Source organism: Burkholderia sp. AU33803, from assembly GCF_002223095.1.
Lineage (GTDB): Bacteria > Pseudomonadota > Gammaproteobacteria > Burkholderiales > Burkholderiaceae > Burkholderia.
Window position 1 is genome coordinate 223,258 of the sequence record NZ_NKFJ01000002.1, and the last position, 25,141, is coordinate 248,398.

The 25,141-nt window shown below is 68.0% G+C and carries 26 protein-coding genes and 1 tRNA gene; 14 read left to right on the forward strand and 13 right to left on the reverse strand.

The genetic code is table 11. The annotated features are described in order from the left end of the window. The first annotated feature begins 173 nt into the window (after positions 1 to 173). Positions 174 to 1,253: a nitronate monooxygenase family protein gene (locus tag CFB41_RS01085; RefSeq protein ID WP_089455403.1), complete on the forward strand. Its 1,080-nt coding sequence runs from the start codon at positions 174 to 176 to the stop codon at positions 1,251 to 1,253. Positions 1,254 to 1,669: 416 nt separating this feature from the next. Further along, positions 1,670 to 2,812, forward strand: coding sequence for a branched-chain amino acid ABC transporter substrate-binding protein (locus CFB41_RS01090; protein WP_039346789.1), 1,143 nt, complete (start codon positions 1,670 to 1,672; stop codon positions 2,810 to 2,812). Positions 2,813 to 2,900: 88 nt separating this feature from the next. On the opposite strand, the gene CFB41_RS01095 is transcribed toward CFB41_RS01090, so the two are convergent. Beyond that, positions 2,901 to 4,118 carry an MFS transporter gene (locus tag CFB41_RS01095; protein WP_179249939.1) on the reverse strand — a complete coding sequence of 406 codons (1,218 nt, stop codon included), beginning with the start codon at positions 4,116 to 4,118 and terminating at the stop codon, positions 2,901 to 2,903. A gap of 249 nt (positions 4,119 to 4,367) precedes the next feature. Between CFB41_RS01095 and CFB41_RS01100 the strand changes: the two genes are divergently transcribed. The 3 genes from CFB41_RS01100 (at position 4,368) to CFB41_RS01110 (ending at position 7,086) form a co-directional block, all read left to right on the forward strand. After that, entirely contained in the window at positions 4,368 to 5,027 is a 660-nt protein-coding gene (locus CFB41_RS01100; protein WP_089455405.1) for a HugZ family protein, read from the forward strand. A gap of 365 nt (positions 5,028 to 5,392) precedes the next feature. Beyond that, a complete protein-coding gene (locus CFB41_RS01105; protein WP_006491875.1) occupies positions 5,393 to 5,686 on the forward strand; it encodes an H-NS family nucleoid-associated regulatory protein in 294 nt (97 codons plus the stop codon). Positions 5,687 to 5,928: 242 nt separating this feature from the next. Then, positions 5,929 to 7,086 carry a cation diffusion facilitator family transporter gene (locus CFB41_RS01110; RefSeq protein WP_089455406.1) on the forward strand — a complete coding sequence of 386 codons (1,158 nt, stop codon included), beginning with the start codon at positions 5,929 to 5,931 and terminating at the stop codon, positions 7,084 to 7,086. 48 nt (positions 7,087 to 7,134) lie between these two features. Here the strand turns inward: CFB41_RS01110 and CFB41_RS01115 are convergent, their stop codons facing one another. The 3 genes from CFB41_RS01115 to CFB41_RS01125 all read right to left on the reverse strand — a co-directional run bounded on the left by CFB41_RS01115 (position 7,135) and on the right by CFB41_RS01125 (position 8,985). Next, entirely contained in the window at positions 7,135 to 7,605 is a 471-nt protein-coding gene (locus CFB41_RS01115) for an Lrp/AsnC family transcriptional regulator (RefSeq protein ID WP_011882933.1), read from the reverse strand. A 79-nt stretch (positions 7,606 to 7,684) separates the two neighbouring features. Further along, positions 7,685 to 8,344, reverse strand: coding sequence for an exonuclease (locus CFB41_RS01120; RefSeq protein WP_039346779.1), 660 nt, complete (start codon positions 8,342 to 8,344; stop codon positions 7,685 to 7,687). Next, the gene (locus CFB41_RS01125; RefSeq protein WP_043185095.1) at positions 8,341 to 8,985 is read right to left on the reverse strand and encodes an MBL fold metallo-hydrolase; all 645 of its coding nucleotides are present in this window, start codon (positions 8,983 to 8,985) and stop codon (positions 8,341 to 8,343) included. The genes CFB41_RS01120 and CFB41_RS01125 overlap by 4 nt, the downstream gene beginning before the upstream one ends. Before the next feature lie 657 nt (positions 8,986 to 9,642). On the opposite strand from CFB41_RS01125, the gene CFB41_RS01130 reads away from it, so the two are divergent. Further along, positions 9,643 to 10,254, forward strand: a complete 612-nt coding sequence (locus CFB41_RS01130; RefSeq protein ID WP_089455443.1) for a septal ring lytic transglycosylase RlpA family protein — start codon at positions 9,643 to 9,645, stop codon at positions 10,252 to 10,254. 112 nt (positions 10,255 to 10,366) lie between these two features. Here the strand turns inward: CFB41_RS01130 and rsmI are convergent, their stop codons facing one another. Next, complete coding sequence (gene rsmI / locus CFB41_RS01135; protein WP_089455407.1) at positions 10,367 to 11,248, reverse strand: 16S rRNA (cytidine(1402)-2'-O)-methyltransferase; 882 nt, start codon at positions 11,246 to 11,248, stop codon at positions 10,367 to 10,369. Positions 11,249 to 11,294: 46 nt separating this feature from the next. On the opposite strand from rsmI, the gene CFB41_RS01140 reads away from it, so the two are divergent. The 5 genes from CFB41_RS01140 to CFB41_RS01160 all read left to right on the forward strand — a co-directional run bounded on the left by CFB41_RS01140 (position 11,295) and on the right by CFB41_RS01160 (position 13,753). Then, complete coding sequence (locus tag CFB41_RS01140) at positions 11,295 to 11,723, forward strand: YraN family protein (RefSeq protein WP_179249941.1); 429 nt, start codon at positions 11,295 to 11,297, stop codon at positions 11,721 to 11,723. A 126-nt stretch (positions 11,724 to 11,849) separates the two neighbouring features. Beyond that, positions 11,850 to 12,434 (forward strand): SIS domain-containing protein, encoded by a 585-nt coding sequence (locus tag CFB41_RS01145; RefSeq protein WP_089455409.1) that lies wholly within the window; start codon positions 11,850 to 11,852, stop codon positions 12,432 to 12,434. A 17-nt stretch (positions 12,435 to 12,451) separates the two neighbouring features. Further along, positions 12,452 to 13,252: a BON domain-containing protein gene (locus CFB41_RS01150; protein ID WP_089438996.1), complete on the forward strand. Its 801-nt coding sequence runs from the start codon at positions 12,452 to 12,454 to the stop codon at positions 13,250 to 13,252. 11 nt (positions 13,253 to 13,263) lie between these two features. Beyond that, positions 13,264 to 13,611, forward strand: coding sequence for a c-type cytochrome (locus CFB41_RS01155; protein WP_373558607.1), 348 nt, complete (start codon positions 13,264 to 13,266; stop codon positions 13,609 to 13,611). A gap of 66 nt (positions 13,612 to 13,677) precedes the next feature. Continuing rightward, positions 13,678 to 13,753 (forward strand) — tRNA-Ala (locus tag CFB41_RS01160). Between the two features lie 122 nt (positions 13,754 to 13,875). Here CFB41_RS01160 and CFB41_RS01165 read toward each other — a convergent pair. The 3 genes from CFB41_RS01165 to CFB41_RS01175 all read right to left on the reverse strand — a co-directional run bounded on the left by CFB41_RS01165 (position 13,876) and on the right by CFB41_RS01175 (position 17,114). After that, positions 13,876 to 14,187 carry a hypothetical protein gene (locus CFB41_RS01165; protein WP_089455411.1) on the reverse strand — a complete coding sequence of 104 codons (312 nt, stop codon included), beginning with the start codon at positions 14,185 to 14,187 and terminating at the stop codon, positions 13,876 to 13,878. A 126-nt stretch (positions 14,188 to 14,313) separates the two neighbouring features. Beyond that, positions 14,314 to 15,711 (reverse strand): enolase C-terminal domain-like protein, encoded by a 1,398-nt coding sequence (locus CFB41_RS01170; protein WP_089455444.1) that lies wholly within the window; start codon positions 15,709 to 15,711, stop codon positions 14,314 to 14,316. 62 nt (positions 15,712 to 15,773) lie between these two features. Beyond that, positions 15,774 to 17,114, reverse strand: a complete 1,341-nt coding sequence (locus CFB41_RS01175; RefSeq protein WP_089455412.1) for an MFS transporter — start codon at positions 17,112 to 17,114, stop codon at positions 15,774 to 15,776. 310 nt (positions 17,115 to 17,424) lie between these two features. Here CFB41_RS01175 and CFB41_RS01180 point away from each other — a divergent pair, with 310 nt between their 5' ends. Together CFB41_RS01180 and CFB41_RS01185 are read left to right on the forward strand one after the other, a co-directional pair. Beyond that, the gene (locus CFB41_RS01180) at positions 17,425 to 18,051 is read left to right on the forward strand and encodes a DUF2239 family protein (protein ID WP_089455413.1); all 627 of its coding nucleotides are present in this window, start codon (positions 17,425 to 17,427) and stop codon (positions 18,049 to 18,051) included. Positions 18,052 to 18,068: 17 nt separating this feature from the next. Next, a complete protein-coding gene (locus CFB41_RS01185) occupies positions 18,069 to 19,400 on the forward strand; it encodes a carotenoid oxygenase family protein (RefSeq protein WP_089455414.1) in 1,332 nt (443 codons plus the stop codon). Between the two features lie 19 nt (positions 19,401 to 19,419). Here CFB41_RS01185 and CFB41_RS01190 read toward each other — a convergent pair whose 3' ends face one another. The 4 genes from CFB41_RS01190 to CFB41_RS01205 are packed head-to-tail and all read right to left on the reverse strand — an operon-like array spanning position 19,420 to position 23,682. Next, a complete protein-coding gene (locus tag CFB41_RS01190) occupies positions 19,420 to 20,586 on the reverse strand; it encodes an ABC transporter permease (protein ID WP_089455415.1) in 1,167 nt (388 codons plus the stop codon). An 8-nt stretch (positions 20,587 to 20,594) separates the two neighbouring features. After that, positions 20,595 to 21,749: an ABC transporter permease gene (locus CFB41_RS01195; protein WP_089455416.1), complete on the reverse strand. Its 1,155-nt coding sequence runs from the start codon at positions 21,747 to 21,749 to the stop codon at positions 20,595 to 20,597. 21 nt (positions 21,750 to 21,770) lie between these two features. Beyond that, positions 21,771 to 22,469: an ABC transporter ATP-binding protein gene (locus CFB41_RS01200; RefSeq protein ID WP_089455417.1), complete on the reverse strand. Its 699-nt coding sequence runs from the start codon at positions 22,467 to 22,469 to the stop codon at positions 21,771 to 21,773. Between the two features lie 7 nt (positions 22,470 to 22,476). Beyond that, positions 22,477 to 23,682 carry an efflux RND transporter periplasmic adaptor subunit gene (locus CFB41_RS01205; protein WP_089455418.1) on the reverse strand — a complete coding sequence of 402 codons (1,206 nt, stop codon included), beginning with the start codon at positions 23,680 to 23,682 and terminating at the stop codon, positions 22,477 to 22,479. Between the two features lie 359 nt (positions 23,683 to 24,041). Between CFB41_RS01205 and CFB41_RS01210 the strand changes: the two genes are divergently transcribed. Beyond that, entirely contained in the window at positions 24,042 to 24,272 is a 231-nt protein-coding gene (locus tag CFB41_RS01210; protein ID WP_039366831.1) for a hypothetical protein, read from the forward strand. An 80-nt stretch (positions 24,273 to 24,352) separates the two neighbouring features. Here CFB41_RS01210 and CFB41_RS01215 read toward each other — a convergent pair whose 3' ends face one another. Next, positions 24,353 to 25,120: a Mut7-C RNAse domain-containing protein gene (locus CFB41_RS01215; RefSeq protein WP_089455419.1), complete on the reverse strand. Its 768-nt coding sequence runs from the start codon at positions 25,118 to 25,120 to the stop codon at positions 24,353 to 24,355. Positions 25,121 to 25,141: the final 21 nt, after the last annotated feature.

A 25,141-nucleotide genomic window follows, 5' to 3' on the forward strand; every position in this document is an offset into this window, starting at 1 on the left:
GAGGGCGGCTTAGTGTGCCACCGATCGTGTGACGGTGCAGCGCACGCGCCCGCTTCTCGCGCAGCGATCGTTTCGATCTCGATTATTCATTTTTCGGCGCTGCGCCGCTTCGATAGAGTCGATGTACCGGCCTTTACAAAGCGCTTTCGCGTACCGTCATCGAAGGATTCGCCATGTCCGCCCGTCTGTTTGCCACGCCCTTTTCCGAACGCTTCGGCCTGCGCCTGCCGCTCGTGCAGGCGCCGATGGTCGGCGCGACCACGACCGCGATGGTCGCCGCCGCGTCGAATGCCGGCGCGCTCGGCAGTCTCGGCGCCGCCGCGTTCGCGCCCGAGCGCCTCGCGACCGAAGTCGACGCCATCCGCGCGGCGACCGATCGCCCGTTCGCGGTCAACCTGTTCGTGCTGCCCGATGCCGCGCCCGACGCGGCGACCGTCGCCCGCGCGCTGGCCGCGATCGACCCGCTGCATGCAGCGCTCGGGTTGCCGCCGGGCACCGCGCCCGCGCGCTACGCGCCCGACTTCCGCGCGCAGCTCGACGCACTCGTGGCGTTGCGCGTGCCCGTTGCGAGCTTCACGTTCGGCGTGCTCGATGCAGCCGACGTCGCGCGCCTGAAGGCCGCCGGCACCTACGTGATCGGCACGGCGACGCACGTGGCCGAAGGGCTCGCGTGGCAGGCGGCCGGTGCCGACGCGCTGTCCGCGCAGGGCGCCGAGGCGGGCGGCCATCGCGGCACGTTCATCGGTGCCGCCGACGATGCGCTGATCGGCACGCTCGCGCTCGTGCCGCAACTGGTCGACGCGACCGGCCTGCCGGTGCTCGCCGCGGGCGGCATCATGGACGGTCGCGGGATCGCGGCCGCGCTTGCGCTCGGCGCGCAGGGCGCACAACTCGGCACCGCGTTCCTCACCTGCACGGAAAGCGCGATCGCGGCGGACTGGAAGGCGCGCCTGCTCGCGAGCGCCGACACGTCGACGCAGGTCACGCGCGCCATCACCGGCCGCCACGCGCGCGGGCTGCGCAACACGCTGATGGCCCGGCTCGGCGAACGCGTGGCCGACGCCGCGCCGTACCCGGTGCAGAACGCGCTGACCCAGCCGCTGCGCCAGGCCGCCGCGCGCGCGAACGACGGCGACTACCTGTCGCTCTGGGCCGGGCAGGGCGCGCCGCTCGCACGGCGGCGCGGCGATGCGCTGACGACGTCGCAGCTCGTCGCCGCGCTCGAGGCCGAATGGCGCGCGGCGGCTGCCTGAATCGTTCATATCGGACGACGAAACGCGCGTTGTCACGCGCGTTTCATTCAATGATCGCGGGCACAAAATACCGAATCGAAATGCCCCCGGAATGTTTTAAAACGACCTTTCAGCGAGTCGCCTGGAATTAGCGGAAACCCTTATCCGGCGGGGCTCGCGGCGATATTCGAGTAGTCGTTCCAATGGACGCATATCGGTAGTGTTACCACTACCCCAAAAAAGTCCCACAAATTAATTTGATCACCTACACTTGCGCGCAAGTACGGATGGGCGGCTGCTAAAAGCGGCGGTTTTCACGTGCTTGAGGCCAAGTGCATGAACGATGCAACCGGCGAATCGTCCAGTGATTGCAAACACAGGGATGGCAGCGGGGCACCGGGCGATGGCGTTTATTGGGACCGAAACTGGAGACTTACATGAATATCAAGATGCAAAAGCTGTTGCCGATCACCGCGGCCGCGATGCTGTGCGCTGCAGCTGCGGGCAACGCAGCGGCCGATCAAGTCGTCAAGATCGGCCACGTCGCGCCCTTGACGGGCGGCATTGCACACCTGGGCAAGGACAACGAAAACGGCGCACGTCTCGCTGTCGAAGAGATCAACGCCAAGGGTCTCACGGTCGGCGGCCAGAAAATCACGCTGCAACTCGACCCGCAGGATGACGCGGCCGACCCGCGGCAGGCCACGCAGGTTGCGCAGAAGCTCGTCGACGACAAGGTCGTCGCGGTGGTCGGCCACCTGAACTCGGGCACGTCGATCCCGGCCTCGAAGATCTACAGCGATGCGGGCATCGTGCAGATCTCGCCGTCGGCGACCAACCCGGCCTACACGCAGCAGGGCTTCAAGACCACGTACCGCGTGGTGGCCACCGATGCGCAGCAGGGCCCGGCACTCGCGAACTACGCGCACTCGAAGGGCATCAAGAGCGTGGCCGTGGTCGACGATTCGACCGCATACGGCCAGGGTCTCGCGAACGAGTTCGAGAAGAAGGCCAAGGCGCTCGGCCTGAAGGTGGTGTCGCATGACGCGACGAACGACAAGGCGGTCGACTTCCGCGCGATTCTGACCAAGATCAAGGGCGAGAATCCGGACGCGATCATGTACGGCGGCATGGACGCCACCGGCGGCCCGTTCGCGAAGCAGGCGAAGCAGCTCGGCCTGCGCGCGAAGATCTTCGCGGGCGACGGCGTGTGCACGGAAAAGCTGGCCGACCTGGCCGGCGACGCGACCGACAACGTGGTGTGTTCGGAAGCCGGTGCTTCGCTCGAGAAGATGTCGGGCGGCGCGGCGTTCAAGGCGAAGTACGAGAAGCGCTTCGGCCAGCCGATCCAGATCTACGCACCGTTCACGTATGACGCCGTGTACATCATCGTCGATGCGATGAAGCGCGCGAACTCGGCGGATCCGGCGAAGATCCTCGCCGCGATGCCGGCGACGAACTACTCGGGCGTGATCGGCACGACGACCTTCGACTCGAAGGGCGACCTGCAGCACGGCGTGATCTCGCTGTACAACTACAAGGGCGGCAAGAAGTCGCTGCTCGACGAAGTGAAGATGTAACGATACAAGCGGTCAACAGAAGGGGTGAAAGCGCGCATGCGGCAACGCATGCGCGCTTTCTTTTGGGGCCGGCGCGTGCCGCGCCCCGTCAGATCTTCAGCCGCGCGAGCACCTTCGGCGCGACGGCCGCGACGAGCGCCGCGCACAGCGCGACGACGGACAGGCCGATCGTCAGGTTCGAGGCTTGCGCGACGGCGCCGATCACGACCGGACCGAACAGCATGCCGAAATACGCGAGGCCGGCCACGTGCGCGAGCCCTTCGGCCGCATGGATGCCTTTCACGCGCGCGGCGGCCGCGAACAGCACCGGCATCATGTTCGCGAGGCCGAGGCCCATCAGCGTGAAGCCGGTCAGCACCGTGGCCGAATACGGCAGCAGCAGCGCGCCGATCATCCCCGCGCAGGCGAGCGACGCGCTCGCGAACACGAGCTGCGGCGCGCCGAAGCGGGCGCGCACGGCGTCGCCCGCGAAGCGCGCGATGGCCATCCCGCCCGAGAACGCGGCATAGGCGGCGCTGGCGAGCGCGGGGCTCGCCACGACGACGTCACGCATATACACCGTCGCCCAGTCGTACATCGCGCCTTCGGCGATCAGCGCGACGAGCGCGATGCCGCCGAGCATCCACAACGCCGGCGAGCGCCAGCGGTTGCCGCCGCCGTGCGCGTGCTCGTGATGCGGCACATGCGGGAGCACGGCCGGGCTGGCGACCACCAGCACCGTCGCGCTGGTCGCCGCCGCGAGCGCGAGATGCACGGCCGGCGCCATGCCGGCCGACAGCAGCGCGCCGCCGGCGGCCGCGCCGGCCATCCCGCCGATGCTGAACATGCCGTGCAGCGACGACATGATCGGCCTGCCGATCGCAATTTCGACCGCGCTAGCCTCGGCGTTCATCGCCACGTCGAGCGTCGCCATCGAGAAGCCGAACAGCGCGAGCACGGCCAGCAGCAACGGGTAGTCGGGCACCACGAGGATCAGCGCTGCGCAGGTCGACATCACGAGCCCGCCCGCGAGGCACGCGGTGCGCGAGCCGACGCGCGCGATCCAGCGTGCGATGGTCAGCATCGCGGCGATCGAGCCGACGGCGACCGCGAACAGCGCGATCGACAGCAGCCCGGGGCTCAGCGCGAACTTGTCGCGCACGGTCGGCACATGCACGCCCCACGACGCGAACATCATGCCGGCGACGAAGAACAGCGCCATCGACGCCGCGCGTGCGCGCTGGCGGGCCGGTAGCGACAGCACGCGATGCGCGTCGGGCGGCGCGGCGAACGGGGACGACGATTCGGGGGAGGAGGATTCGGACACGGTGACGCTCATCAAAAGAAGTGCACGGACGCGCGCGGCGCCCGTCGGATCCGTCCGATTCTATCGAACCGCTTACGATCCTGCCGGGCGTTGGCCGTTCGGCCGATGGTCCGGCGATGTCCCGGTGACCCGCGTTCGGCCGCATCGACTGCTTTGGCCGTTCGACCGATGCCCGGCGCGCCGCGCCCGCGGGTAACATCGGAGCGCGTGGCGTGCCCGATGCGCCACCCTTCGACCGCAGGAGTCCTCTTGAACATCGATCCCGCTCTCGCCGTGCATCTGCTGCACCGCTGCGCGCTCGGCACGCTCGCCACCCATGCGCGCGATCCGCAGGGTTTCCCGTATCCGACGGTCGTCCCGTTTGCGCCCGATGCCAGCCATCGTCCCGTGATCCTCGTGAGCGGCCTCGCGGAGCACACGCGCAATCTGGCCGCCGATCCGCGCGCGGGCTTCCTCGTCGTCGACGCGCCCGACGGCGACGTGCTGAACGCCGAGCGCGCGACGCTGCTCGGCCGGTTCGTCCCGCTCGGCGACGATCCGCACGTCACTGCGCGCTACTGCCGTTACGAGCCGGATGCCGCGCGCTATCTCGCGCTCGGCGACTTCACGTTCTGGGCACTCGACGTCGAGCGGCTGCGTTATATCGGCGGGTTCGGGCGCATGGGCTGGGTCGACGGCACGCATCTCGATACGCTGCCGCCGCTCGCGTTCGACGAGGAGCAGGCGTTATGGGACGCATACGATGCCGGCGCTGCACGCCGCGACGGGCTCGAATTGCTCGGCGTCGATCGCCACGGCGCCGACTGGCGACATGACGGCCGCCGCGTGCGTACGCCGTTTGATACGCCGTTGGCCGATGCGGGCGAATGGCGCGAGCGGCTGATGGCGTGCGCGCGGGATGTGACGTGACGTCGCGGATACCGGCGGGTTTGCGCTGAGCCCGTTTAGCGAGGCGCGCCATCCGATTTTCGTAAAACTGTCGTCCGATGAAAGCTTCTATTTTTCAAATGCAGGGTAATTGCGTATGTTGATAGACCTAATAGCCAATCGCTAATGTCCTAATCTCTGTGTAGGAACGTAAAAATTTGAGAAAAGGCCGTGGCCGGTCAAAATGACACGTGTGAATTCCAATTGATCTCGGGATTTTCATGAATCCCGCTTCTATCAAATCTTTTTTGTGCTAATCTCTGCCTTCGAAAATCCGAGGCACATATATTTCATGAATGGTGAGCTGGCTGCAGACCGGCGCCATTGGTCAGATAGAAAGGGAAACTATGTCTTCTTACAAGGACCTGCTGGCCCAGCGGGAAAAGCTGGAGAAGCAAATCGAAGAAGCAAAGTCGCGTGAATACGCTGAAGTGCTGAATGACGTGAAGCAGAAAATTGCCGACTACGGCTTTTCGCTCGCCGAACTCGGTCTCAGCCGCGCGAAGGCAGGTAAGGTTGGGCGTCCGCGCGCAGGCGTTGCCGCGAAATACCGCGATCCGGAAACGGGCGCGACGTGGTCGGGCCGCGGCAAGCCGCCGCGCTGGATTGCAGGCAAGAACCGCGAACAGTTTGCGATTTAAACGTCTGTTTAAATAGCCTGCTCTTCAAAAGAGCCGCGTGTCCGTTAAGGAGCGCGGCTTTTTTGTTTTCAGCGGCCGCCTCGCGCATGGCGGTGTCATGGAACTGTAATAATGGGGCGTGAATGAAAATACGACCCGTTCGCATAAGCGATTGATTTAAATAAGAAATTTGTGGGTATTGGCCGGGTTCGCGGGGCGCCCTTGATAGAATCGGGTTTCCGTACACCCATATCCCATATTTCATGTCCACGTTTTCCGGCGACGCGCAGAGCGCAGATAAGCACGCGGTTGCACGCAAGAGCACGTTCGTCAGTATTGTGCTGAATGTCGTGCTTGCGACATTTCAGATCGTCGTCGGCGTGATTGCCCATTCGCAGGCATTGATTGCTGACGGGGTGCATTCGATTTCCGATTTGATCTCGGATTTTGTCGTGCTGGTTGCGAATCGGCATAGCGGCGCATCGCCGGATGCCGACCACAATTACGGCCACAGCCGCTACGAGACCGTCGCGTCGCTGTTTCTCGGCGCTATCCTGATTGCGGTTGGCGTCGGCATGCTCTGGCGGGCCGGCGACCGCCTCGTTAATCTCGAAAACATTCCGGCGGTACATTTTTCCGCGCTGCTCGTCGCGCTGACGGTGCTCGTGTCGAAAGAGGCGCTGTTTCGCTACATGCTGCGCGAAGCGCGGCGCGTCCGTTCGGCGCTGCTCGTCGCGAACGCATGGCATGCGCGTTCGGATGCCGCATCGTCGCTCGTCGTCGCGATCGGCATCGTCGGCAGCCTGGCCGGCGTGCGGCTGCTCGACCCGATCGCGGCGGCGATCGTCGGCTTCATGGTGGCGCGCATGGGCTGGACGTTCGGCTATGACGCGTTGCAGGACCTCTCCGACCGCGCGCTCGATACGACCGATACGGACGAGATCCGCGCGCTGCTCGCGGCGACGCCGGGCGTGCGCGACGTGCACGACCTGCGCACACGCAAGATGGGCGATGCCGCGCTCGTCGACGCGCACATCCTCGTCGATCCGAAAATCTCCGTCTCCGAAGGGCACTACATCGCCGAGACCGCGCGTGCGCGCGTGCTGCACGATCCGCGCGTGCTCGATGCGCTGATCCACGTCGACCCGGAGAACGACGCGGCGCGCCGTCCGGCGCTCGCGCTGCCGCCGCGCGGCGAGATCGTGGCACGGCTCGAGGCCGCGCTCGCGCAGCGCGGGCTGCATGCGGCGGCCATCAACCTGCATTACCTGAGTACGGGGCTCGAGATCGACGTGACGCTTGCCTGCGATCCGCACGAGACCGACGCGGCGCTGGCCGGCCGGCTCGGCGCCGACGCGCTGGAGCGCGAGTTCGGCGCGCGCCGGATCGGCTTCACGCGCACGATGCCCGCGCAGGCGTGACCCGCCGCGGGCACACGGGATGGAAGGCCGCCCGCGCGTGCCGGCGCGTTACAGCGGCAGTTGCGTGTCGAACTTGATCTCGCGCAGCACGACGCTCGTGCGCACCTGCGACACGGCGGGGATCTTGAAGATGCGTTCGTGCAGGAACACGTCGTAGGCCTTGATGTCCGGCGCGACGATCTTGAGGATGTAATCGGCTTCGCCGGTCGTGCTGTAGCACTCGGTGACTTCCGGGCAGGTCGAGATCTCGCGCTCGAACTGCTCGACGCCGCCTTCGTTGTGGCGGGTCAGGTGCACGTGCGCGAGCGCGCAGACGTGCAGGCCGAGCTTCTCGCGATCGAGCAGCGCCGTGTAGCGCTGGATCACGCCCGACTGTTCCATGTCCTTGATGCGGCGCCAGCACGGCGTGCTCGACAGGCCGACCTGGTCCGAGATTTCCTGGACCGAACGGCGCGCGTCGAGCTGCAACAGGCGAAGGATTTTTTGCGAAAAGGAATCGAGCGTCACCTGCGCCTCCATGCGGCAGCTACAACACGCTGAATGTTAGAGGGCCGGGAAAGGAAAGGCAATCTGGCGTCGCGTTGTTGAGCGAGATTCGCTAATTTGCTCGCGGATCCGTAGGATTTTGTCCCGCCCCCGCGTTTTCCGACCGATCGGTGTCCGACACCGCGAGGCCCGCGAGCGCGGCCTGCTGGCGGCGCAGGTCGGCCAGCATGTTGCAGAACAGCGCGCCTTGCTCGATCGCGTCGTCGAGCGCGACGTGCGTGTGCGGATGGTCGTCGAACCAGTGCTTCGGAAAGCGCGGCTTGATCGCCTTGCGGTACGGCAGGCCCGTCATCGCGAACGCGAGCGTCTTGATGTCGAGCGCCGACCACGAGAACGGGCAGCGGCCCGCGAAGCGCATCATGTACCAGAACATGAACGTGAAATCGAAGCCCGCCGGCATCGCGACGAACACCGGCTTGCCGGGTAGCGCCTCGACCCAGTCGACGTACGCGAGCAGCGCCGCTTCGGGCGCCTGCAGATCCTTCCGGCACGCGGCCCATGCTTCGGGCTCGGTCTTCCACCACGCTTCCTGCACCGGGTGCGCCTGCGCGCCCGGCAGCGTTTCGAGATTGGCCGAGAACGTCGCGATCAGCTGCTTGTCCTCGGTATAGGCGGCCGACGCGAAGCTCAGCATCGAGTGCGGGCCGGGAATCGGGCCGTCGGCCTCGACGTCGGTGCTGACGTAGATTTCCGGGATGGCGGTCTGGTTCATCCGAATACCTTGTCGGACACGAACGGGTTGGTGCGGCGCTCGTCGCCGAACGTCGACACCGGGCCGTGGCCCGGCACGAACGTCACGTCGTCGCCGAGCGGCCACAGCTTCTCCTTGATCGACCGGACGAGATCCTCGTGGTTGCCGCGCGGGAAATCGGTACGGCCGATCGAGCCCGCGAACAGCACGTCGCCGACGATCGCGACGCGATGCGCGCGGCTGAAGAACACCACGTGGCCGGGCGTGTGGCCCGGGCAGTGATAGACCTCGAGCGTCTCGTCGCCGAACTGCACGGTGTCGCCGTCGTTCAGCCAGTGATCCGGCTCGAAGGTTTCGGCGGCCGGAAAGCCGAAGCGCTCGCTCTGCATCGGCAGCTTCTCGATCCAGAAGCGCTCTTCTTCCTGCGGCCCCTCGATCGGCACGCCGTAATGCGTCGCGAGCGTCTTCGCGCCCGCGCAGTGATCGATGTGCCCGTGCGTGAGCAGCACCTTCTCGACCTGCACGTTCTGCCGCGCGACTTCCTGTTCGATCCGGTCGAGATCGCCGCCCGGATCGACGACGGCGGCGCGGCCCGTTTTTTCGCAGACGAGCAGCGAGCAGTTCTGCTGGAACGGCGTGACCGGAATGAGCGTGACTTTCATGGAGGCACCGGCGGCTAAAAGGAGCGATTGTACCGGTCGCGCGTGCTGCCTGCCGGTCGTGCGACGCGTGTCTCGGTGCGCGCCTCCGGGCATTCCCGGAGCATGTCGATTGTTACCGCCATAGCGAGAATCAATGGTCCCCGACGGGCGCTTTCCGAGACAACCTTTTGGTTTATGTATAATGCGCCCCATTGCACGTGAATTTCACGCAATTCGCTGGTGTTTCGGCCCCGTTAAAAAAGGGGCGTCGGAGGCACCGTCAAGCATCAGCCGCCGGGGAGTCCGGCGGTGTATCCAGCACCGAATATTCGGTGCTCACGTCTTGTCCGGCCGGGTGCTGCGCGCCCGCCTGCGGCCCTGCTGCCGCGCCGCCGGATGGGGCCTGTGCCGCCGTTCCTGTGAGTCGGTCGTTTCGACGCGCGCGAACGTGAAGCCATGTTCGATGGCGGCATGTGGGGTCTGGTCAGGCTGTTGGGGACAGGTTGTGCCAGACGTGAAAGCTAATCAGGACGGTTGCGGCCTAGACGAAAGCCGCGCCCATGCTAGCCGCCTGCTCGCATCCGAGCGGGGCGTGCACGCATTTGCCGTCCGGGCCGCATATCTGCGCCGTGAATCGGCGTGATGAAGCAGCGGCCCGAACCAGAAGGCGACACGTCGATGAATTTACGTTTTCCGAGTCGATTCGGGACCATTGCATTGTTTTTCGCGCTGACGGGCTGCGCGGTGCCACCCAGCCAGACCACCAGCAGCGCGAACCAGAAGAAAGCGGTCGACAAGACGGCCGCTGCCGCTAAGGCGGACGACGACAAGCAGCAACTCAGTTTTGATTCCGCACTGGCATCGATGCCCGCTGCCGACAGCAAGGACGCGAAGAAGTCGTCGCTGGCGGACGCCGAGCCGATCGACGGCAAGGATGTGTCCGAGTTCCGCCAGACGGGCCGCGCATCGTGGTACGGTCGGGATTTCCACGGCCGCCGCACCGCGAACGGCGAGCGCTTCAACATGAACGCACTCACCGCCGCACACCGCACGCTGCCGCTGTCGTCGTACATCAGGGTGACGAACGCGTCGACCGGCAAGTGGGTCGTCGTGAAGGTCAACGACCGCGGGCCGTTCAAGCGCGGCCGCGTGCTCGACCTGTCGTATGCGGCTGCCAAGATGATCGGCCTCGTGCATGCGGGCACGGGCCGCGTGAAGATCGAAGGGCTGTCGCCGCAGGAAGCGCGCGAGGCTCGCGACGAAATGTTCGCGTCGGTCTCGGCGAAGTAACGCAGCGGCTCGACCGCTCATGCAAAAGGGCTGCCCGCGAGCAGCCCTTTGTCTTTCCTGCGCGGCGCGATGCCGGCGCCGGCTTCCCGGTGCCGGCCGGCCGTCTCGCGCGTCAGCTTTCGTCCTTCAGCACCAGCGCACGCGCATACAGCGTGCTGCGCGACGCGCCCGTCAGCGCGGCCGCGAGCTTGGCCGCGCTCTTCACCGGCACCTCTTCCAGCAGCAGCTTGAGCAGCGCGTCGTGCGCGGTGTCGTCGGCTTCGCCGCTCGTCGCCGGTGCGCCTTCGACCACCAGCACGAACTCACCGCGCTGCCGGTTCGCATCGCCGGCGAGCCAGGTCTGTCCTTCGGCCAGGGTGCCCTGGAACAACTGCTCGTGTAGCTTGGTGAGCTCGCGCGCGATCAGCAGCCTGCGCGCGGGGCCGAATGCGTCGGCGAGTGCGGCGACGGTTTCGGCGATCCGGTGCGGGGCTTCGTAGAACACCAGTGCATACGGGTGCGATACCAGCGCCTGCAGCGCGGTCGCGCGCTGCTTCGTCTTCGGCGGCAGGAAGCCCGCGAACGTGAACGCGCCGGCCCAGTCGCCGGCCACGCTCAGCGCGGTCACGGCCGCGCTCGCGCCCGGCAGCGGGATCACCGCGAAGCCGGCGGCGCGCACCGCGTCGACGAGCCGCGCGCCGGGGTCCGAGATGCCGGGCGTGCCGGCGTCCGATACGTAGGCCACGCGTTCGCCGCCGCGCAGCAGTTCGATCACGCGTTGCGCGGCTTCGCGTTCGTTGTGCTCGTGCACGGCGACGAGCGGTTTCGAGATCCCGTAGCGGGCGAGCAGCTGGCCCGTGTTGCGGGTGTCTTCAGCCGCGATGCGGTCGGCGAGGCCGAGTACGTGCAGCGCGCGCAGCGTGATGTCGGCGGTGTTGCCGATCGGCGTGGCGACCACGTAGAGCGCGGCGTCCGGGTAGTGCTGCGTGTGCGCGAGTTCGAGGAGGGCAGTCATGGCAGGCAATGCGCGCAATCGCGGCGCAAGCGGAACAAGGACGGCATTGTGCCACGCGGCGCCGGCCCGGCCGGGCGACGGGCGCGGTTTGGCACGCGCCGGCGACAACTTTTCGGATGCGGCACGATCCAAACCGGTCGGCGCGGCGTTCGAGCTGCGTGCGCGGCAGTTTCTCGAACGCCGCGGCCTCGGGTTCGTCGCGGCGAACGTGACGATGCGCGGCGGTGAACTCGATCTCGTGATGCGCGAGCCCGACGGCATGCTCGTGTTCGTCGAGGTGCGCGCGCGGCGCAGCGTCCGGCATGGCGGCGCGGCCGCGAGCGTCGGCTGGCGCAAGCGGCGTCGCCTGGTGGCGGCCGCGCTCCAGTTCTGGGCGCGGCACGGCGCCGGCGCCGCGTGCCGCTTCGACGTCGTCGCATTCGAGGCCGGCCGGCTCGCGTGGCTGCGCGACGCATTTCGTGCCGACGATGCGTAGCGGCGAGCTGTGACGAGATGTAAAGAGTTCTTGCCGGACCCCCGGAGAGGGTGCCGGAGTACGGTAAACTCGCCGCACCCACGATGTCGCGCGATGCGTGCCACGCGCCCAGTTCACCAGGAATCGATGTCAGTCGAACGTATTCAGCAACATTTCCGCGACAGCGCCGCGCTTCACGCCGAAGCGGCCGACGCGCTGTCGCTGCCGATCGCAGCCGCGGTCGATGCGATGTTCGCCGCGCTGGCGAACGGCAACAAGATCGTCGCGTGCGGTGACGGCCCGTCGGCCGCCGCCGCGCACTACCTCGCCGTGTCCCTCGTCGGCGGCTTCGAGCGCGAGCGCCCGGGCCTGCCCGCGATCGCGCTGGCCACCGACGCGTCGCAGGGCGGCCTCGCGGGCGCGGTGTCCGCCGATCAGCTGTTCGCGCAGCAGGTGCGCGTGCTCGGCCAGACCGGCGACATCCTGCTGGTGCTCGATCCGGCCGGCGCGTCGCCGCGCGTGCTGGCGGCGATCGACGAAGCGCACGAGCGCGAGATGACCGTCGTCGCGCTGACGGGCGGCGACGGCCATGCGGTCGCCGCCGCGTTGTCCGATACCGATGTTCCGATCAGCGTGCCCGCCGTTCGCGCGGCGCGCATCCACGAAGTCCATCTGCTGACCATCCACTGCCTGTGCGACGGCATCGACGCGATGCTGCTGGGTGAGGATTGAACGAAGGAGAGCCGTCGATGAATCAAAGCCGCGTCAAACAGACGCTCGTCAGAACCACGCTGCTCGCTGCGCTGACGGCGGGCCTCGCCGTGTCGCTGCAAGGTTGTGTGCTCGGGGTCGTGGGCGCAGCGGCCGGCGGCGGCGCGCTGATCGCGACCGATCGCCGTACGCTCGGCGCGCAGACGGAAGATCGCGAGATCCAGGTCAAGTCGCTCACGCAGATCAACAACGGGCTGCCCGACCAGTCGCACGTGAACGTGACGGTGTTCAACCGCCGCGTGCTGCTGACGGGCGAAGTGCCGAACGATGCATCGAAGCAGCGCGCCGAGGAAATCGTGCGCGGCATCAACAACGTGAACGGCATCGTCAACGAGCTGTCGGTCGAGCCGGCGTCGTCGCTGTCGTCGCGCGCGAACGACTCGTACCTCGAAGGGCGCGTGAAGTCCGAGCTGATCGCGACGAAGGGCATCTCGTCGAACTACTACAAGGTCGTCAGCGAACGCGGCAACCTTTACCTGATGGGGCTCGTGACGGTCGACGAGGGCAATCGCGGCGCGGAAGCCGCCAGCCAGGTGCCGGGCGTCGAGAAGGTCGTGAAGGTGTTCCAGTACGTGAAGCCGCAGGACGCGCAGGCGCTGCAGAACGCAGCGCCCGCGAGCGGCGCATCCGGCGCGCAGGCTGCCGCCGCGCCGGCGGATACCGCGACGGTGGGCGCCGTGCCCGACGCGTCGGTGCAGTCCACGCCGCTGCAGCCGCCCGCACCGATCTCGAATTCGTCGAACGTGCATCCGGGCAACCCGAAGGCCCCGTCGCAATGAAGAACAGGCAGATGAAGCAGATGAAACAGTGGATGGTGCAGGGCGCCGCGGCCGCGGCGCTCGTGGCGGGTACGCTGGGCGTCGCGCACGCGGATGTCGGTGACGGCCTGAAGGTCGCGCGCGGCAACGCGTGCATGGGCTGCCACGCGGTGGACCGCAAGCTCGTCGGCCCGTCGTTCAAGGATATCGCCGCCCGCTACAAGGCCGATCCGCAGGCCGTGGCCAAGCTGTCGAAGAAGGTGAAGGAGGGCGGCTCGGGCGTCTGGGGCGCCATTCCGATGCCCGCGCACCCGCGCATGAGCGACGCCGACGTGCGTTCGGTGGTCGAATGGGTGCTGGCTGGCGCGCCGTCAAAGTAAGGTTTGAGGGGCGATTCAACCCCTATTGCCAAGCGCAGAAATGCGTGTGTATGATGGTTGACTGTTGGGGCGGTAGCTCAGCTGGGAGAGCGTCGCGTTCGCAATGCGAAGGTCGGGAGTTCGATCCTCCTCCGCTCCACCAACGGGATTTGAAGGGCTCGATCACAAGGTCGAGCCCTTTTTGTTTTTGCGGGTCCGCGATGGCACGCCGGACCCAGGCGCCGCACTCGACGTGGCGGGGTGGGTCGACCGGTGGCCGGTCAGTCAGGTCAGCAGTTCGTGCGCGAGCCTGAACGTCGGCACCGCCAACGCGGCGAGCGCCATCGTGACGACTGCGAGAATCACCGTTCTCTTCCGCAGCAGCGCGAAAATGACGAACGACAGCGCGTAGAACGCGCAGATCAGCAGGATGAGCCACCACAACGTTGCGTAGCCGGCGCCGCCTTCGAAGTTCGACACGTTCCGCGTGATAAGCGGCGCGACATAGCCAGCGGCGGTCATGCTCGCGGGCAGGCCCAGCACCGAATACAGGATGTAGACGATGAGCTGTCGCGGTGTCGGATTGGAAGACGTCATGACGGTCGGTTCTTATTCGGGTGGACGGGCCGCCGAACCGTTCGCCGTGCAGGCCGATTCAGGCAGCCGGCAGGATGCGGGCGTTTGCCGCGTTTGGCAACCACCCGCCGTCGCTCGCTAGTCCCCTCACCCCCGCCCGACACTCGGCCGCTTCGGATCGTACGTCCACCCCGGCACGAGATAGCGCATCGCGATCGCGTCGTCGCGCGCCGTGCCGCCAACCTGCCGATAAAGCGCATGCGCGGCCTCGACCTGCGCCATGTCGAGCTCGATTCCGAGCCCCGGCCGCTCCGGCACGGCCACCTGGCCGCCGACGATCTTCAACGGCTCGCGCGTGAGCCGCGCGTCGCCTTCCTGCCAGATCCAGTGCGTGTCGATCGCGGTGATCGTGCCGGGCGCGGCGGCCGCCGCATGCGTGAACATCGCGAGCGACACGTCGAAGTGGTTGTTCGAATGCGAGCCCCACGTGAGCCCCCAGTCGCGGCACAGCTGCGCAAGCCGCACCGAGCCCTGCATCGTCCAGAAATGCGGGTCGGCGAGCGGGATGTCGACTGCCTGCAGCCGCACCGCATGATCCATCTGCCGCCAGTCGGTCGCGATCATGTTGGTCGCGGTCGGAATGCCCGTCGCGCGGCGGAATTCGGCCATCACCTCGCGGCCCGAATAGCCGCCTTCCGGCCCGCACGGATCTTCCGCATACGCAAGCAGGTGGCCTTGCCCGCGGCACAGCGCGACGGCCTCGTCGAGCGACCACGCGCCGTTCGGGTCGAGCGTCGCGCGGGCATCGGGGAAGCGCGCCTTGATCGCGGCGATCGCTTCCATCTCGTCGGCGCCGGCCATCACGCCGCCCTTCAGCTTGAAATCGGCGAAGCCGTAGCGCTCGACCGCGGCCTCGGCCTGCCGCGCGATCGCGGCCGGCGTGAGCGCTTCCTCGTTGCGCAGCCGGAACCATGCATCCGACGCGTGCGTCTCGTCGCGGTACGGCAGATCGGTGCGGCGCCGGTCGCCGAGGTAGAACAGATAAGCGAGCATCGGCACCGCGTCGCGCTGCTGGCCTTCACCAAGCAGCGCCGCGACCGGCACGTCGAGATGCTGGCCGAGCAGGTCGAGCAGCGCGGCCTCGATCGCGGTGATCACGTTGTCGAGCCGCAGGTTGATCTCGTGCGGCTGGCGCAGCACCGCGGCTTCGCCGGCCGACGTCACCTCGTGCCGGATCGTGCGGCCCGCACCCGGGCCCGCGCCGGACAGCGCCGCGCGCACCGCGTTGAGCGTTGCCTGGTAGCGTCCGATCGACTGGCCGACCACGAGATCCGTCATGCGCTCGAGCGCGTGGCGGATGCCTTCGCCGCCCGGCACTTCGCCGACGCCCGTGTGTCCGCTGCTGTCGTCGAGGATCACGAGGTTGCGCGTGAAGTACGGCGCGTGCGCGCCGCACAGGTTGAGCAGCATGCTGTCGCGGCCGGCGACGGGAATCACCTGCATGCGCGTGACGTGCGGCGTGCCGGCACGACGGGATTCGGACATCGGTTCGCTCCTGGTTCCGGTGATGCACGGGCCGCCGGCTGCGCCGGTGCGGCCCGCGCCGTTCATTGAAGCTCGACGCGGCGGATCTCGCCGACGACGAACAGGTAGCAGATCACGGCGACGAGCGCGTGCGCGACCACGTAGACGAGCGCGCCGTTGAACGAGCCGCTGCGGTCGACGATGTAGCCGATCGCGATCGGCGTCGTGATGCTGGAGAGGTTGCCGCACGTGTTGAGCAGCGCGCCGCTCAGGCCCGCGATCTGGCGCGGCGCGGTGTCGGCGTTGACGGCCCAGCCGAGCGCGCCGAGCCCCTTGCCGAAGAACGACAGCGCCATGAACAGCACGACGAGCACGTGCGAATCGGTGTAGTTGCAGACGATCATCGACATCGACAGCAGCATGCCGACCACGATCGGCACCTTGCGCGCGACCGACAGCGAGCGGCCCTGCTTGAGCAGCCCGTCGGACACGACGCCGCCGAGAATCCCGCCGAGGAACCCGCACACGGCCGGGATCGACGCGACGAGCCCCGCGTTGAGGATCGACATCCCGCGCGCCTGCACGAGATAGACGGGAAACCAGGTGATGAAGAAATAGGTGAGCGCGTTGATGCAGTACTGCGCGACGTACACGCCGATCAGCATCCGGCTCTTCAGTAGCGCCTTCACGTGGCGCATCGACGGGCCGCCGTCGCGGCCGCCGCTCGCCTGGTCGATGTTGACGAGCGCGCCGCCCTCGGCGAGGTAGTCGAGTTCCGCGCGGTTGATGGTCGGGTGGTCCTTCGGGTCATACATCGTGCGGTTCCACACCAGGACGAACGCGAAGCCGAGCACGCCCATCACCGCGAATACCGACTGCCAGCCGAACGCGTGCACGAGCCAGCCCATCAGCGGCGCGAACACGACGGTCGCCGCGTACTGCGCGGCGTTGAAGATCGCCGACGCGGTGCCGCGCTCGGGCGCAGGGAACCACGCGGACACGATCCGGCTGTTGGCCGGGAACGACGGCGCCTCGGCCGCGCCGACGAGAAAGCGCAGCCCGAACAGCAGCGCGAACGCGGCTGCGCCGCCGAAGAAGCCGATCCCGCCCTGCAGCAGCGTGAACAGCGACCAGAAGAAGATGCTGAACGCATAGACGATGCGCGATCCGTAACGGTCGAGCAGCCAGCCGCCCGGCAATTGCGCGATCACGTACGACCAGCCGAACGCGGAAAAGATGAAGCCCATCTGCACGTGGCTCAGGTGCAGCGCGCGGGCGAGGCTCGGGCCCGCGATCGCGATCGCCGCGCGATCCGCGTAGTTGATCGTCGTGACCGCGAACAGGACGGCCAGCACCAGCCAGCGCACCCGCGTGCGCCGGGCCGTTGCCGACGCGGACGCCGGCAGCGCTTGAAGCGGATTCATGACTGTCTCCTCCGAAGGGCGGAAGGTGCCGTCGTGCGGCAGGCGCGTCGGTGCGCGCATGTTGTGTATGGATGCCGCCGGCGGAGGCCGGGCACCGGACGCCGGTGCGGGCAGGGCGTCCGGGCCATTCTGTCATGTCGAAACTTGCGCCTTCATGCCAATTGCTGACTCGATCGATTCAGCAATTGAATCGATCGACCGGAGTGCGGTGCGGATGTTGTCGACATATTTTTACCCGGATGATATTGACATCCAATTTATACCCGGATAAAAATAGCGTCATTCCGATTCCAGCCTGCGGGCGACCACGATGACTACTTCCCCACTGCTTCCTTCCTACACGGCGTTCGACGGCCACCGGCGGCTCGCGTCGGGCCCGCTCGCGACGGTTGCGCTCGCGGTCCGGCAGGTTGCCGGCGATGCGATGTCCACCACGATCCTGATCTTCGACGACGCGACCGGCCGTTCGATCGACCTCGACCTGCGCGGCACGGCGGACGAGATCCGCGCGCGCTATGCGCCGGCGCAGGGCGATGCATCGGCCGGTGTCGGCGAGCCGGCCGGAATGGGCGAACAGCGCGGCCGCGGCCGGCCGAAGCTCGGCGTCGTGTCGCGCGAGGTCACGCTGCTGCCGCGTCACTGGGAATGGCTGGCCACGCAGCCCGGCGGCGCGTCGGTCGCATTGCGCAAGCTCGTCGAGGACGCCCGGCGCACCCATGCGGAAACCGACCGGCGACGCGACGCGCAGGCGCGCGCGTACCACTTCATGTCGGCGATGGCCGGCGACCTGCCCGGTTTCGAGGAAGCCGCGCGCGCGCTGTATGCGAACGACCTGACACGCGTCGCCGAGCTGATCGCCGGCTGGCCGGACGACGTGCGCGACCACGCGCTCGCACTGGCGCGCGGCGAGCTGCCGCCGTCCACCGAAGACTGCTGACAGGAGCATCGGACGCCATGACCGCATTCGATCTGAACCGTGGCGCGCTCGCGCCGGTTGCCGACGAGGTCGATCTCGTCGACCTGCGAGTGACGGGCGCGATCCCGCACGAACTCGCCGGCACGTTGCTGCGCAACGGCCCGAATCCGCCGGGCGGCCGCTTCGACGGGAACGGCGTGCTGTCGTGGTGGCCGGAAGCCGCGATGCTGCACGCGATCGCGTTCGAAGGCGGCCGCGCGACCGGCTACAGGAACCGCTGGGCGCGCACGCAGCGCTGGGCCGCCGTGCATGCGCCTGAAGAAGCATCGCAACTGCCCGACACCAATCCGAACGTGAACGTGCTGCAGCATGCCGGCGAATTGCTCGCGCTGTCGGAGGGCGGCGCACCGTTCGCGATCACGGCCTCGCTCGAGTCGCTCGGCGCGCCGGTGCGGCACGCGGGCCTCGGCGGCGGGATGACCGCGCATCCGAAGGTCGATCCGGTGACCGGCGAGCTGATCGCGTTCCGCGCGGACTGGCGCGCGCCATGGCTGCGCTATGGCGTGGCCGATGCGCAGGGCGTGCAGCGCGTCGATGTCGAGATCGCGCTGAACGCGCCGTCGATGATGCACGACCTCGCGATCACCGAAACCCGCAGCCTGCTGCTCGACCTGAACGTCGGCTACGACTTCTCGCTGCTGAAGCAGGGCCACCGGATGCCGCTGCGCTGGCACGACGACCGGCCCGCGCGCATCGGCGTGATTCCGCGCCACGGCGGCGCGGTGCGGTGGTTCGACGTCGAGCCGTGCTTCATCCTGCACGTCGTGAACGCATACGACTGCGACGCGTCGTGCATCGTGCTCGATGCGGTGCGCTATCCGTCGTACCTGCGGCTCGACGCGGGCACGGGCCGCTTCGCCGACAACCCGGTCGGCGAGCTGTGGCGCTACGTGATCGATACGGCGAACGGGCTGATCGACGAAGGGCCGCTCGCCGACGGCGGCATCGAGATGCCGCGCATCAACGAAAGCCGGACGGGGCGCCGCTACCGCTACCTGTATGCGGTGGAGCAGCCGAACCCGGTGGAAATGCGCGGCGTGATGCGTTTCGATCACGCGAGCGGTACGACGACGCGCTATGCGGTGCCGCCCGGCGACCAGAACAGCGAGCCGGTGTTCGTGCCGCGCCCGGGCGGCGCGGACGAGGACGACGGCTGGCTGCTGGTGATGGTCTACCGCGCGGCGACCGATACGAGCGACGTCGTGATCCTCGATGCGCGTGCGATCGACGCGGGGCCGGTTGCCACCGTGCACCTGCCGCGCCGCGTGCCGGCCGGGTTCCACGGCGCGTGGGTGCCGCGCGAACGTTGAACGTGAGCGGCGGCGCGCGTCACTGCGCGCGCAGCGCGTCGACGATCTTCAGCCGCGCGGCGCGCATCGCCGGCAGGAACCCGCCGACGAGCCCCATCACCAGCGAGAACAGCAGCGTCTTCACGACGATCGCGGGCGTCAGCACGAAGCGGAACGACAGGTCCGCGAAGGTCTGGAAGTTGGTCGTCGAGAACGACGCGAACTGCATCAGCGACGCGCACGCGAGCCCCGCCACACCGCCGACGAAGCCGAGCAGCAGCGCTTCCAGCAGGAACGCGGCGAGCACGTTCGTGCGCTTGAAGCCGAGCGCGCGCAGCGTGCCGATCTCGGCGACGCGGTTCGCGACCGACGCATACATCGTGATCATCGCGCCGATCATCGCGGCGATCGAGAAGATCGTCGACAGCGTGATGCCGAGGATATTGATGAACGTCGACAGCGCCTTCGACTGGTCGCCGTAGAAGGTCTGTTCGCGTTTGGCCTCGTCGGTGAGGCGCGGGTCGACGTCGATGTCGGCCTTGAAGCGCGCGAAGCCGTCGGCGCTCGGGATGCGCAGCACCATCGACGAATAGCTGGTGCGCCGGAACGACTGCATCAGCTGGTCGACGTCGCCCCAGATCTCCGAATCGAAGCCGCTGCCGCCCGCGTCGAAGATGCCGACGATGGTCCAGTCGCGCTGCGCGAAATGCAGGCTGTCGCCGAGCTGCGTGCCGCTGAACCCTTTCGCGATCGCGCTGCCGACGATGATGTCCGACGAGCCGGGCGCGAACATGCGACCGGCGGTGAGCTTCACGTGCGGACGCAGCGCGAGGCCCGTCGGCGACACGCCGCGGATCACGACGTTCGATGGCTTGCCGGTCGAGGTCTTCACCAGCGAGATCAGCACGACCGCTTCCTTCGACACGAGCGGCCGGCCGTCGGGGCCGAGTGCGACGGCCGGATGCATCTCGAGCGCATTGGCCTGCTGGTGGTCGATCGAGCTCTGGATCTCGGTTTCGGCGCCCTTGCGGATCACCACCGCGTTGTCGGGTTCGCCGGTCGACACGAGCGTCTTCGTGAGCCCCGCATCGAGCATCTGCACGGTCGCGAACACGAAGATCACGAGCGCCATCCCGCCGGCGGTCAGCGCGGTGGTGAGCCGCCGGGTCCACAGGTTGCGCGCGATGTAGTTGAGCGGGATCGCCATGTGCCGACCTAACCGATTGCCCTGAGGCCTTCGACGACGCGCACGCGCGCCGCCTGCCACGCCGGCACGATCGCCGCCGCGAAGCCGACCGCGACCGAGCACGCGGCCTGCAGCACGACCGTCTCGGTCGACACCTTGAACACCGGGAAGATGCCGCCGGCCGCCTGCTTGAACAGGCTCGCGGCGGGCGGCGTCGCGAGGATCCCGAGCCCGCCGCCGGCCACCGCGATCACGACCGATTCGCCGAACACGATCAGCGCGAGGAAGCCGGGGCCGAAGCCGAGCGCCTTCAGCGTCGCGTATTCGGCCGTGCGTTCGCGCGCGCTCATCGCCATCGCGTTGGCCATCACGGCCATGATGATCAGGATCACCACGTACGACACGAGGCGGATCGCCGCGATGATCTGGTTCGACATCGCGACGAAGCCGAGCTGGAACGCCTGCTCGGTTTCGGTCAGCGTCTCGGCGAGCGAGTTCTTGAACACCGCGTCGACGTGGCGCGCGATCGACGCGCCGTCGTCGGGGTTCGCGATGCCGAGCACGAATACGCCGACCTGGTCGGCCTGCTTCGGCGTGCGCTGGCGCACCGTCTCGTTCAGGTATTCCCAGTGGAACACCAGCTGCCGCGTGATCGTCGAGTCGTCACGGCCGTCCAGGATGCCGCGCACGACGAAATCCCATGTGCCCGGGTAGATCGTGCCCTTCAGCGGGATCACGTCGCCGATCCTGAAGCCGAATTGCGTCGCGAGCTGGCGGCCCACGAGGCAGCCGCGGCGGTCGCGATCGTAGTCGGCGCGCTGCTGCGCCGGGATGATGAATTCCGGGTACAGGTCGAGGTAGTTGTCCGATACGGCGAAGCTCGCGAAGAAGTTCTTCGGGTCGCGGTAGATGCCGCCGAACCAGTTCGAGCGGACCACGGCCGTCACGCCTTCGACGCCGCGGATCCGGTTCTCGTCGCTCACGGGCAGCGGAAACACGAGCGAGATCGCGTTGCGCGTGACGAGCCGCCCGCTGGACGCGGCAGCCGCGCCCGCGTACCACGCGTCGACCACGGTGTGCAGCAGCCCGAACGCGAGCACGGCGATGGTGAGCCCGAGCACGGTCAGCAGCGTGCGCAGCCGGTGCCGCAGCGCATTGCGCGCGATCAGCTTCAGCACGTACATCGTGCGCGCTCCCGCAGCCGGTCAGCCGGCGTGCCCATCGATCAGCTCCCCTTTTTCCAGATGCACGAGCGAGCGCGCGGCGCCGGCCGCGTGCGCGTCGTGGGTCACCATGATGATCGTCTTGCCGAGCTCGGCGTTCATCCGCTGCAGCATCGCGAGCACGTCGGTGGCCGATGCGCGGTCGAGGTCGCCGGTCGGCTCGTCGGCGACGATCAGCACCGGATCGGTGATCAGCGCGCGCGCAATCGCGACGCGCTGCTGCTGGCCGCCCGACAGCTCGGACGGGTAATGGCTCGTCCGGTCGCCGAGGTTCACCATGTCGAGCACGAGCTCGACGCGCTCGCGCCGCTCGCGGCGCGACAGGTGGGTGAGCATCAGCGGCAGCTCGACGTTCTCGAACGCGGTGAGCACCGGCATCAGGTTGTAGAACTGGAAGATGAAGCCGACGTTCGCCGCGCGCCATTCGGCCAGTTGCGCCTCCGCGAGCAGCGAGATGTCGAGCCCGCCCACGCGCAGCTCGCCGCTGTCGGGCCGGTCGATGCCGGCCACCAGGTTCAGCAGCGTGCTCTTGCCGGAGCCGGACGGCCCCATCAGCGCGACGAAGTCGCCTTCGCGGATATCGAGCGTGATGTCGGTCAGCACGGGCACGATCTGGTTGCCGCGCCGGTACGACTTCGCGACGTGGCTGATCTCGACGAGGGGCGGCGGGGCGTCGTTCACGCGTGCGCTACTTCTTCGCGACGGTCACTTTCGCGCCGTCCTTCAGCTTCGCACCCGGTGCGAGCACGACGGTGTCGCCGGGCTTCACGCCGGCGAGCGCGACGAGCTCACCAATCCGCATGCCGCGCGTCACGGGCACGGCGCGCACCGCATCGTCCTTCACGACGAACACGACCGGCCGGCCGTCGCGCTCCACGACCGCGCTGGCCTGCACGGCCGTCACGGGCTGCCGGTCCTGCGCCGACACGGGCTTCGACAGGAACGCGATCTTCGCGCTCATGTCGGGCAGCACGCGGTCGTCGCGGTCGACGAAGCGCACCTTCACGAGCACCGTGGCCTTCGAGCGGTCGACGGTCGGTACGATGCGCGACACGCGGCCCGCGAAGCGCATGTCGGGCAGCGCGTCGAGCTGGATCTCGCACGGCTGCTCGGCGCGGATCTTCGCGATGTTCGATTCGGCGACGTCGGCCTCGACCTCGAGCGTGTCCATGTCGGCGATCGTCACGACCGCGCCCTTGCTGTCCGACGCGGACGAGAACGGCGTGATGTTGTCGCCGACGTTCGCGTGCTTCGCGAGCACGATGCCGTCGAACGGCGCGCGGATCACCGTCTGGTCGACCGCGACCTGCGCGGCCTGCGCGTTGGCCTCGGCCGATGCGATCGCGGCCTGGTCGCTGTTGAGCGTCGCGCGCGCCTTGTTCACGCGGGCCGTGTCGGTGTCGAGCTGCGCGGCCGGCACGGCGCCGCGCGGCGCGAGTGCGGACGTGCGGCGCAACGCGATCTCCGCATCCTTCAGTTCCGCCTGCGCGACGCCGAGGTTCGCGCGGGACACCTGCACCTGCGCGCGCGCCTGCGCGAGCGATGCTCGCACGTCGTTGCTTTCGAGCCGCGCGATGATCTCGTCCTGCTTCACGCGCGTGCCTTCGAGCACGCCGAGCCATTCGACGCGCCCCTGGCCCTTCGACGCGACCGCGGCCTTGCGCTGCGGCACGACGTAGCCGGTCGCATTGAGTTGCGTGTCGTTCTGGTACGGGTAGGCGGACGTGACGGCGGTGGTTTCGACGGCTGGCCGGCCGGTGAGCGCGAGGCCGGCGGCGATCGCGCCGATGACGAGCGCGGCGGCCGCCGCGTAGCGGAGCCACCGGCGGCGACGGGGCGCCGGGGCGAGCGGACGCCGGTCGATCTTCAGTTTGTCCAGATTGTGATCGGGCAATTTGAGCGCCTCGAGACGGCGGCGGTCTGGCGACCGGCCGCGATCCGGTTTCCTGGGAAAGGGACGGATGGACGCCAGTATAAGCGTCGCCCCGACGGTGCGCGAGCCGGTTTGCAGCGCCGCCGCGGCGGCCGCCGGACGGGGCGCCGACCCGGGATACGCGTGCTCCCCCGGGGAAACCCGAGGGGCGCAAGCAACGTGTCAACTTGCCGCGAACACGGTGCGTTATGGAACCAGTGCGTCAGGTTTTGTCGCGACGGCACGGCGCAAGCCGGCCTCGCGGCCTGGGGCTCCGATGCGAATGCCTCGCATCATTACTTACCGGTACGTTTGATTTTTTCTCCGCTAAAGGAAGAACAATGAAGAAGACGCTCGCTTCGATCATCGCCGCAGCATTCGCACTCGCATCGGTTTCGGCATTCGCACAGGATGCGTCGGCACCGGCAGCCGACACGTCGGCCGCTGCACCGGCCAAGAAGGATCACAGCAAGCCGAAGCACCAGCTGAAGCACCACGGCTCGAAGAAGGGCCAGGCGAAGGCCGCAGCCGCATCGGCCGCCGGCACGAACGACGCAGGCGCGCAGAACTAAGAAGCGCGTTACGCCGCGGCCGCACCGCCGGCCGCCAGTCGCGAGACCCCGCATGTTCACGCATGCGGGGTTTTGTTTTTTCAGGCCTCGTGTTCGCCGTCCGGCCGCGACGGCGGCGGCGCGCGCATCGCGTCGACCACCGTAAGCATGCGCCGCCAGTGCGAACCTTCCCAGAACACGCGCCGGCACACGTCGCATGCGGCGAAGCGCCGGTGCCGCAGCCGGACGCCGGCCGGCACGCGCGGCGCGGCAGCGGCCGCGTCGAGCGGATGCAGCGGCGCATTGCAGCGCAGGCACAGCCGGAATGGCCGCATGTGCGGCGCGAGATCGAGCCGCTCGAACAGTTCGCGCAACTGGTCGGCCGGCTGCAGCGCGTGCAGGTAGCAGCCACGCTCGACCGCGCGCCGCTTGAGCAGCTCGCGGTCGCGGGTCAGTACGATCCGGCCCTCTCGCGCGGCGAGCGCCGCCAGCGCGTCGTCGCGGTAGTGGTTGTCGTAGCAGGTGTCGAAGCCCGCGAGGCGCAGCAGTTGCGCGAGGCCGCCGAGATGCGCGTCGGCGACGAAGCGCCATTGCGCTGGTGGCGGCGCGGCGGCCCCGTTCACGGCAGCCGGCCGTGCGCGCTCCGGAAAGGCTTCGACCCGGTCGCCGTCGTCGAGCGGCCGGTCGAACGCGGCCGGCGCATCGTTCACGCACAGCCGGCCGATTTCGGTATGCGGGACGCCGAGCGCTTCGATCGCGTGCTTCACCGTCGCGTCGCGCGCACACGCATGCCCGAACGCGCGGTCGCGCTGGGCGCGCGGCAAAAATGCGTTCAGTTCGTCGTGGAAGCGGAAGGTCGCGGTCGCCATCCGGGCAGTATGGCACCGTGC

What these genes read in the sequence shown, in the direction of transcription:
- CFB41_RS01085 (WP_089455403.1), top strand. Translation starts at nt 174, where the DNA reads ATGTCCGCCCGTCTGTTTGCCACGCCCTTTTCCGAACGCTTCGGCCTG.
- CFB41_RS01090 (WP_039346789.1), top strand. Translation starts at nt 1,670, where the DNA reads ATGAATATCAAGATGCAAAAGCTGTTGCCGATCACCGCGGCCGCGATG.
- CFB41_RS01105 (WP_006491875.1), top strand. Translation starts at nt 5,393, where the DNA reads ATGTCTTCTTACAAGGACCTGCTGGCCCAGCGGGAAAAGCTGGAGAAG.
- CFB41_RS01110 (WP_089455406.1), top strand. Translation starts at nt 5,929, where the DNA reads ATGTCCACGTTTTCCGGCGACGCGCAGAGCGCAGATAAGCACGCGGTT.
- CFB41_RS01115 (WP_011882933.1), bottom strand. Translation starts at nt 7,605, where the DNA reads ATGGAGGCGCAGGTGACGCTCGATTCCTTTTCGCAAAAAATCCTTCGC.
- CFB41_RS01120 (WP_039346779.1), bottom strand. Translation starts at nt 8,344, where the DNA reads ATGAACCAGACCGCCATCCCGGAAATCTACGTCAGCACCGACGTCGAG.
- CFB41_RS01125 (WP_043185095.1), bottom strand. Translation starts at nt 8,985, where the DNA reads ATGAAAGTCACGCTCATTCCGGTCACGCCGTTCCAGCAGAACTGCTCG.
- CFB41_RS01130 (WP_089455443.1), top strand. Translation starts at nt 9,643, where the DNA reads ATGAATTTACGTTTTCCGAGTCGATTCGGGACCATTGCATTGTTTTTC.
- rsmI (WP_089455407.1), bottom strand. Translation starts at nt 11,248, where the DNA reads ATGACTGCCCTCCTCGAACTCGCGCACACGCAGCACTACCCGGACGCC.
- CFB41_RS01145 (WP_089455409.1), top strand. Translation starts at nt 11,850, where the DNA reads ATGTCAGTCGAACGTATTCAGCAACATTTCCGCGACAGCGCCGCGCTT.
- CFB41_RS01150 (WP_089438996.1), top strand. Translation starts at nt 12,452, where the DNA reads ATGAATCAAAGCCGCGTCAAACAGACGCTCGTCAGAACCACGCTGCTC.
- CFB41_RS01155 (WP_373558607.1), top strand. Translation starts at nt 13,264, where the DNA reads ATGAAGCAGATGAAACAGTGGATGGTGCAGGGCGCCGCGGCCGCGGCG.
- CFB41_RS01165 (WP_089455411.1), bottom strand. Translation starts at nt 14,187, where the DNA reads ATGACGTCTTCCAATCCGACACCGCGACAGCTCATCGTCTACATCCTG.
- CFB41_RS01170 (WP_089455444.1), bottom strand. Translation starts at nt 15,711, where the DNA reads ATGTCCGAATCCCGTCGTGCCGGCACGCCGCACGTCACGCGCATGCAG.
- CFB41_RS01175 (WP_089455412.1), bottom strand. Translation starts at nt 17,114, where the DNA reads ATGAATCCGCTTCAAGCGCTGCCGGCGTCCGCGTCGGCAACGGCCCGG.
- CFB41_RS01180 (WP_089455413.1), top strand. Translation starts at nt 17,425, where the DNA reads ATGACTACTTCCCCACTGCTTCCTTCCTACACGGCGTTCGACGGCCAC.
- CFB41_RS01185 (WP_089455414.1), top strand. Translation starts at nt 18,069, where the DNA reads ATGACCGCATTCGATCTGAACCGTGGCGCGCTCGCGCCGGTTGCCGAC.
- CFB41_RS01190 (WP_089455415.1), bottom strand. Translation starts at nt 20,586, where the DNA reads ATGGCGATCCCGCTCAACTACATCGCGCGCAACCTGTGGACCCGGCGG.
- CFB41_RS01195 (WP_089455416.1), bottom strand. Translation starts at nt 21,749, where the DNA reads ATGTACGTGCTGAAGCTGATCGCGCGCAATGCGCTGCGGCACCGGCTG.
- CFB41_RS01210 (WP_039366831.1), top strand. Translation starts at nt 24,042, where the DNA reads ATGAAGAAGACGCTCGCTTCGATCATCGCCGCAGCATTCGCACTCGCA.
- CFB41_RS01215 (WP_089455419.1), bottom strand. Translation starts at nt 25,120, where the DNA reads ATGGCGACCGCGACCTTCCGCTTCCACGACGAACTGAACGCATTTTTG.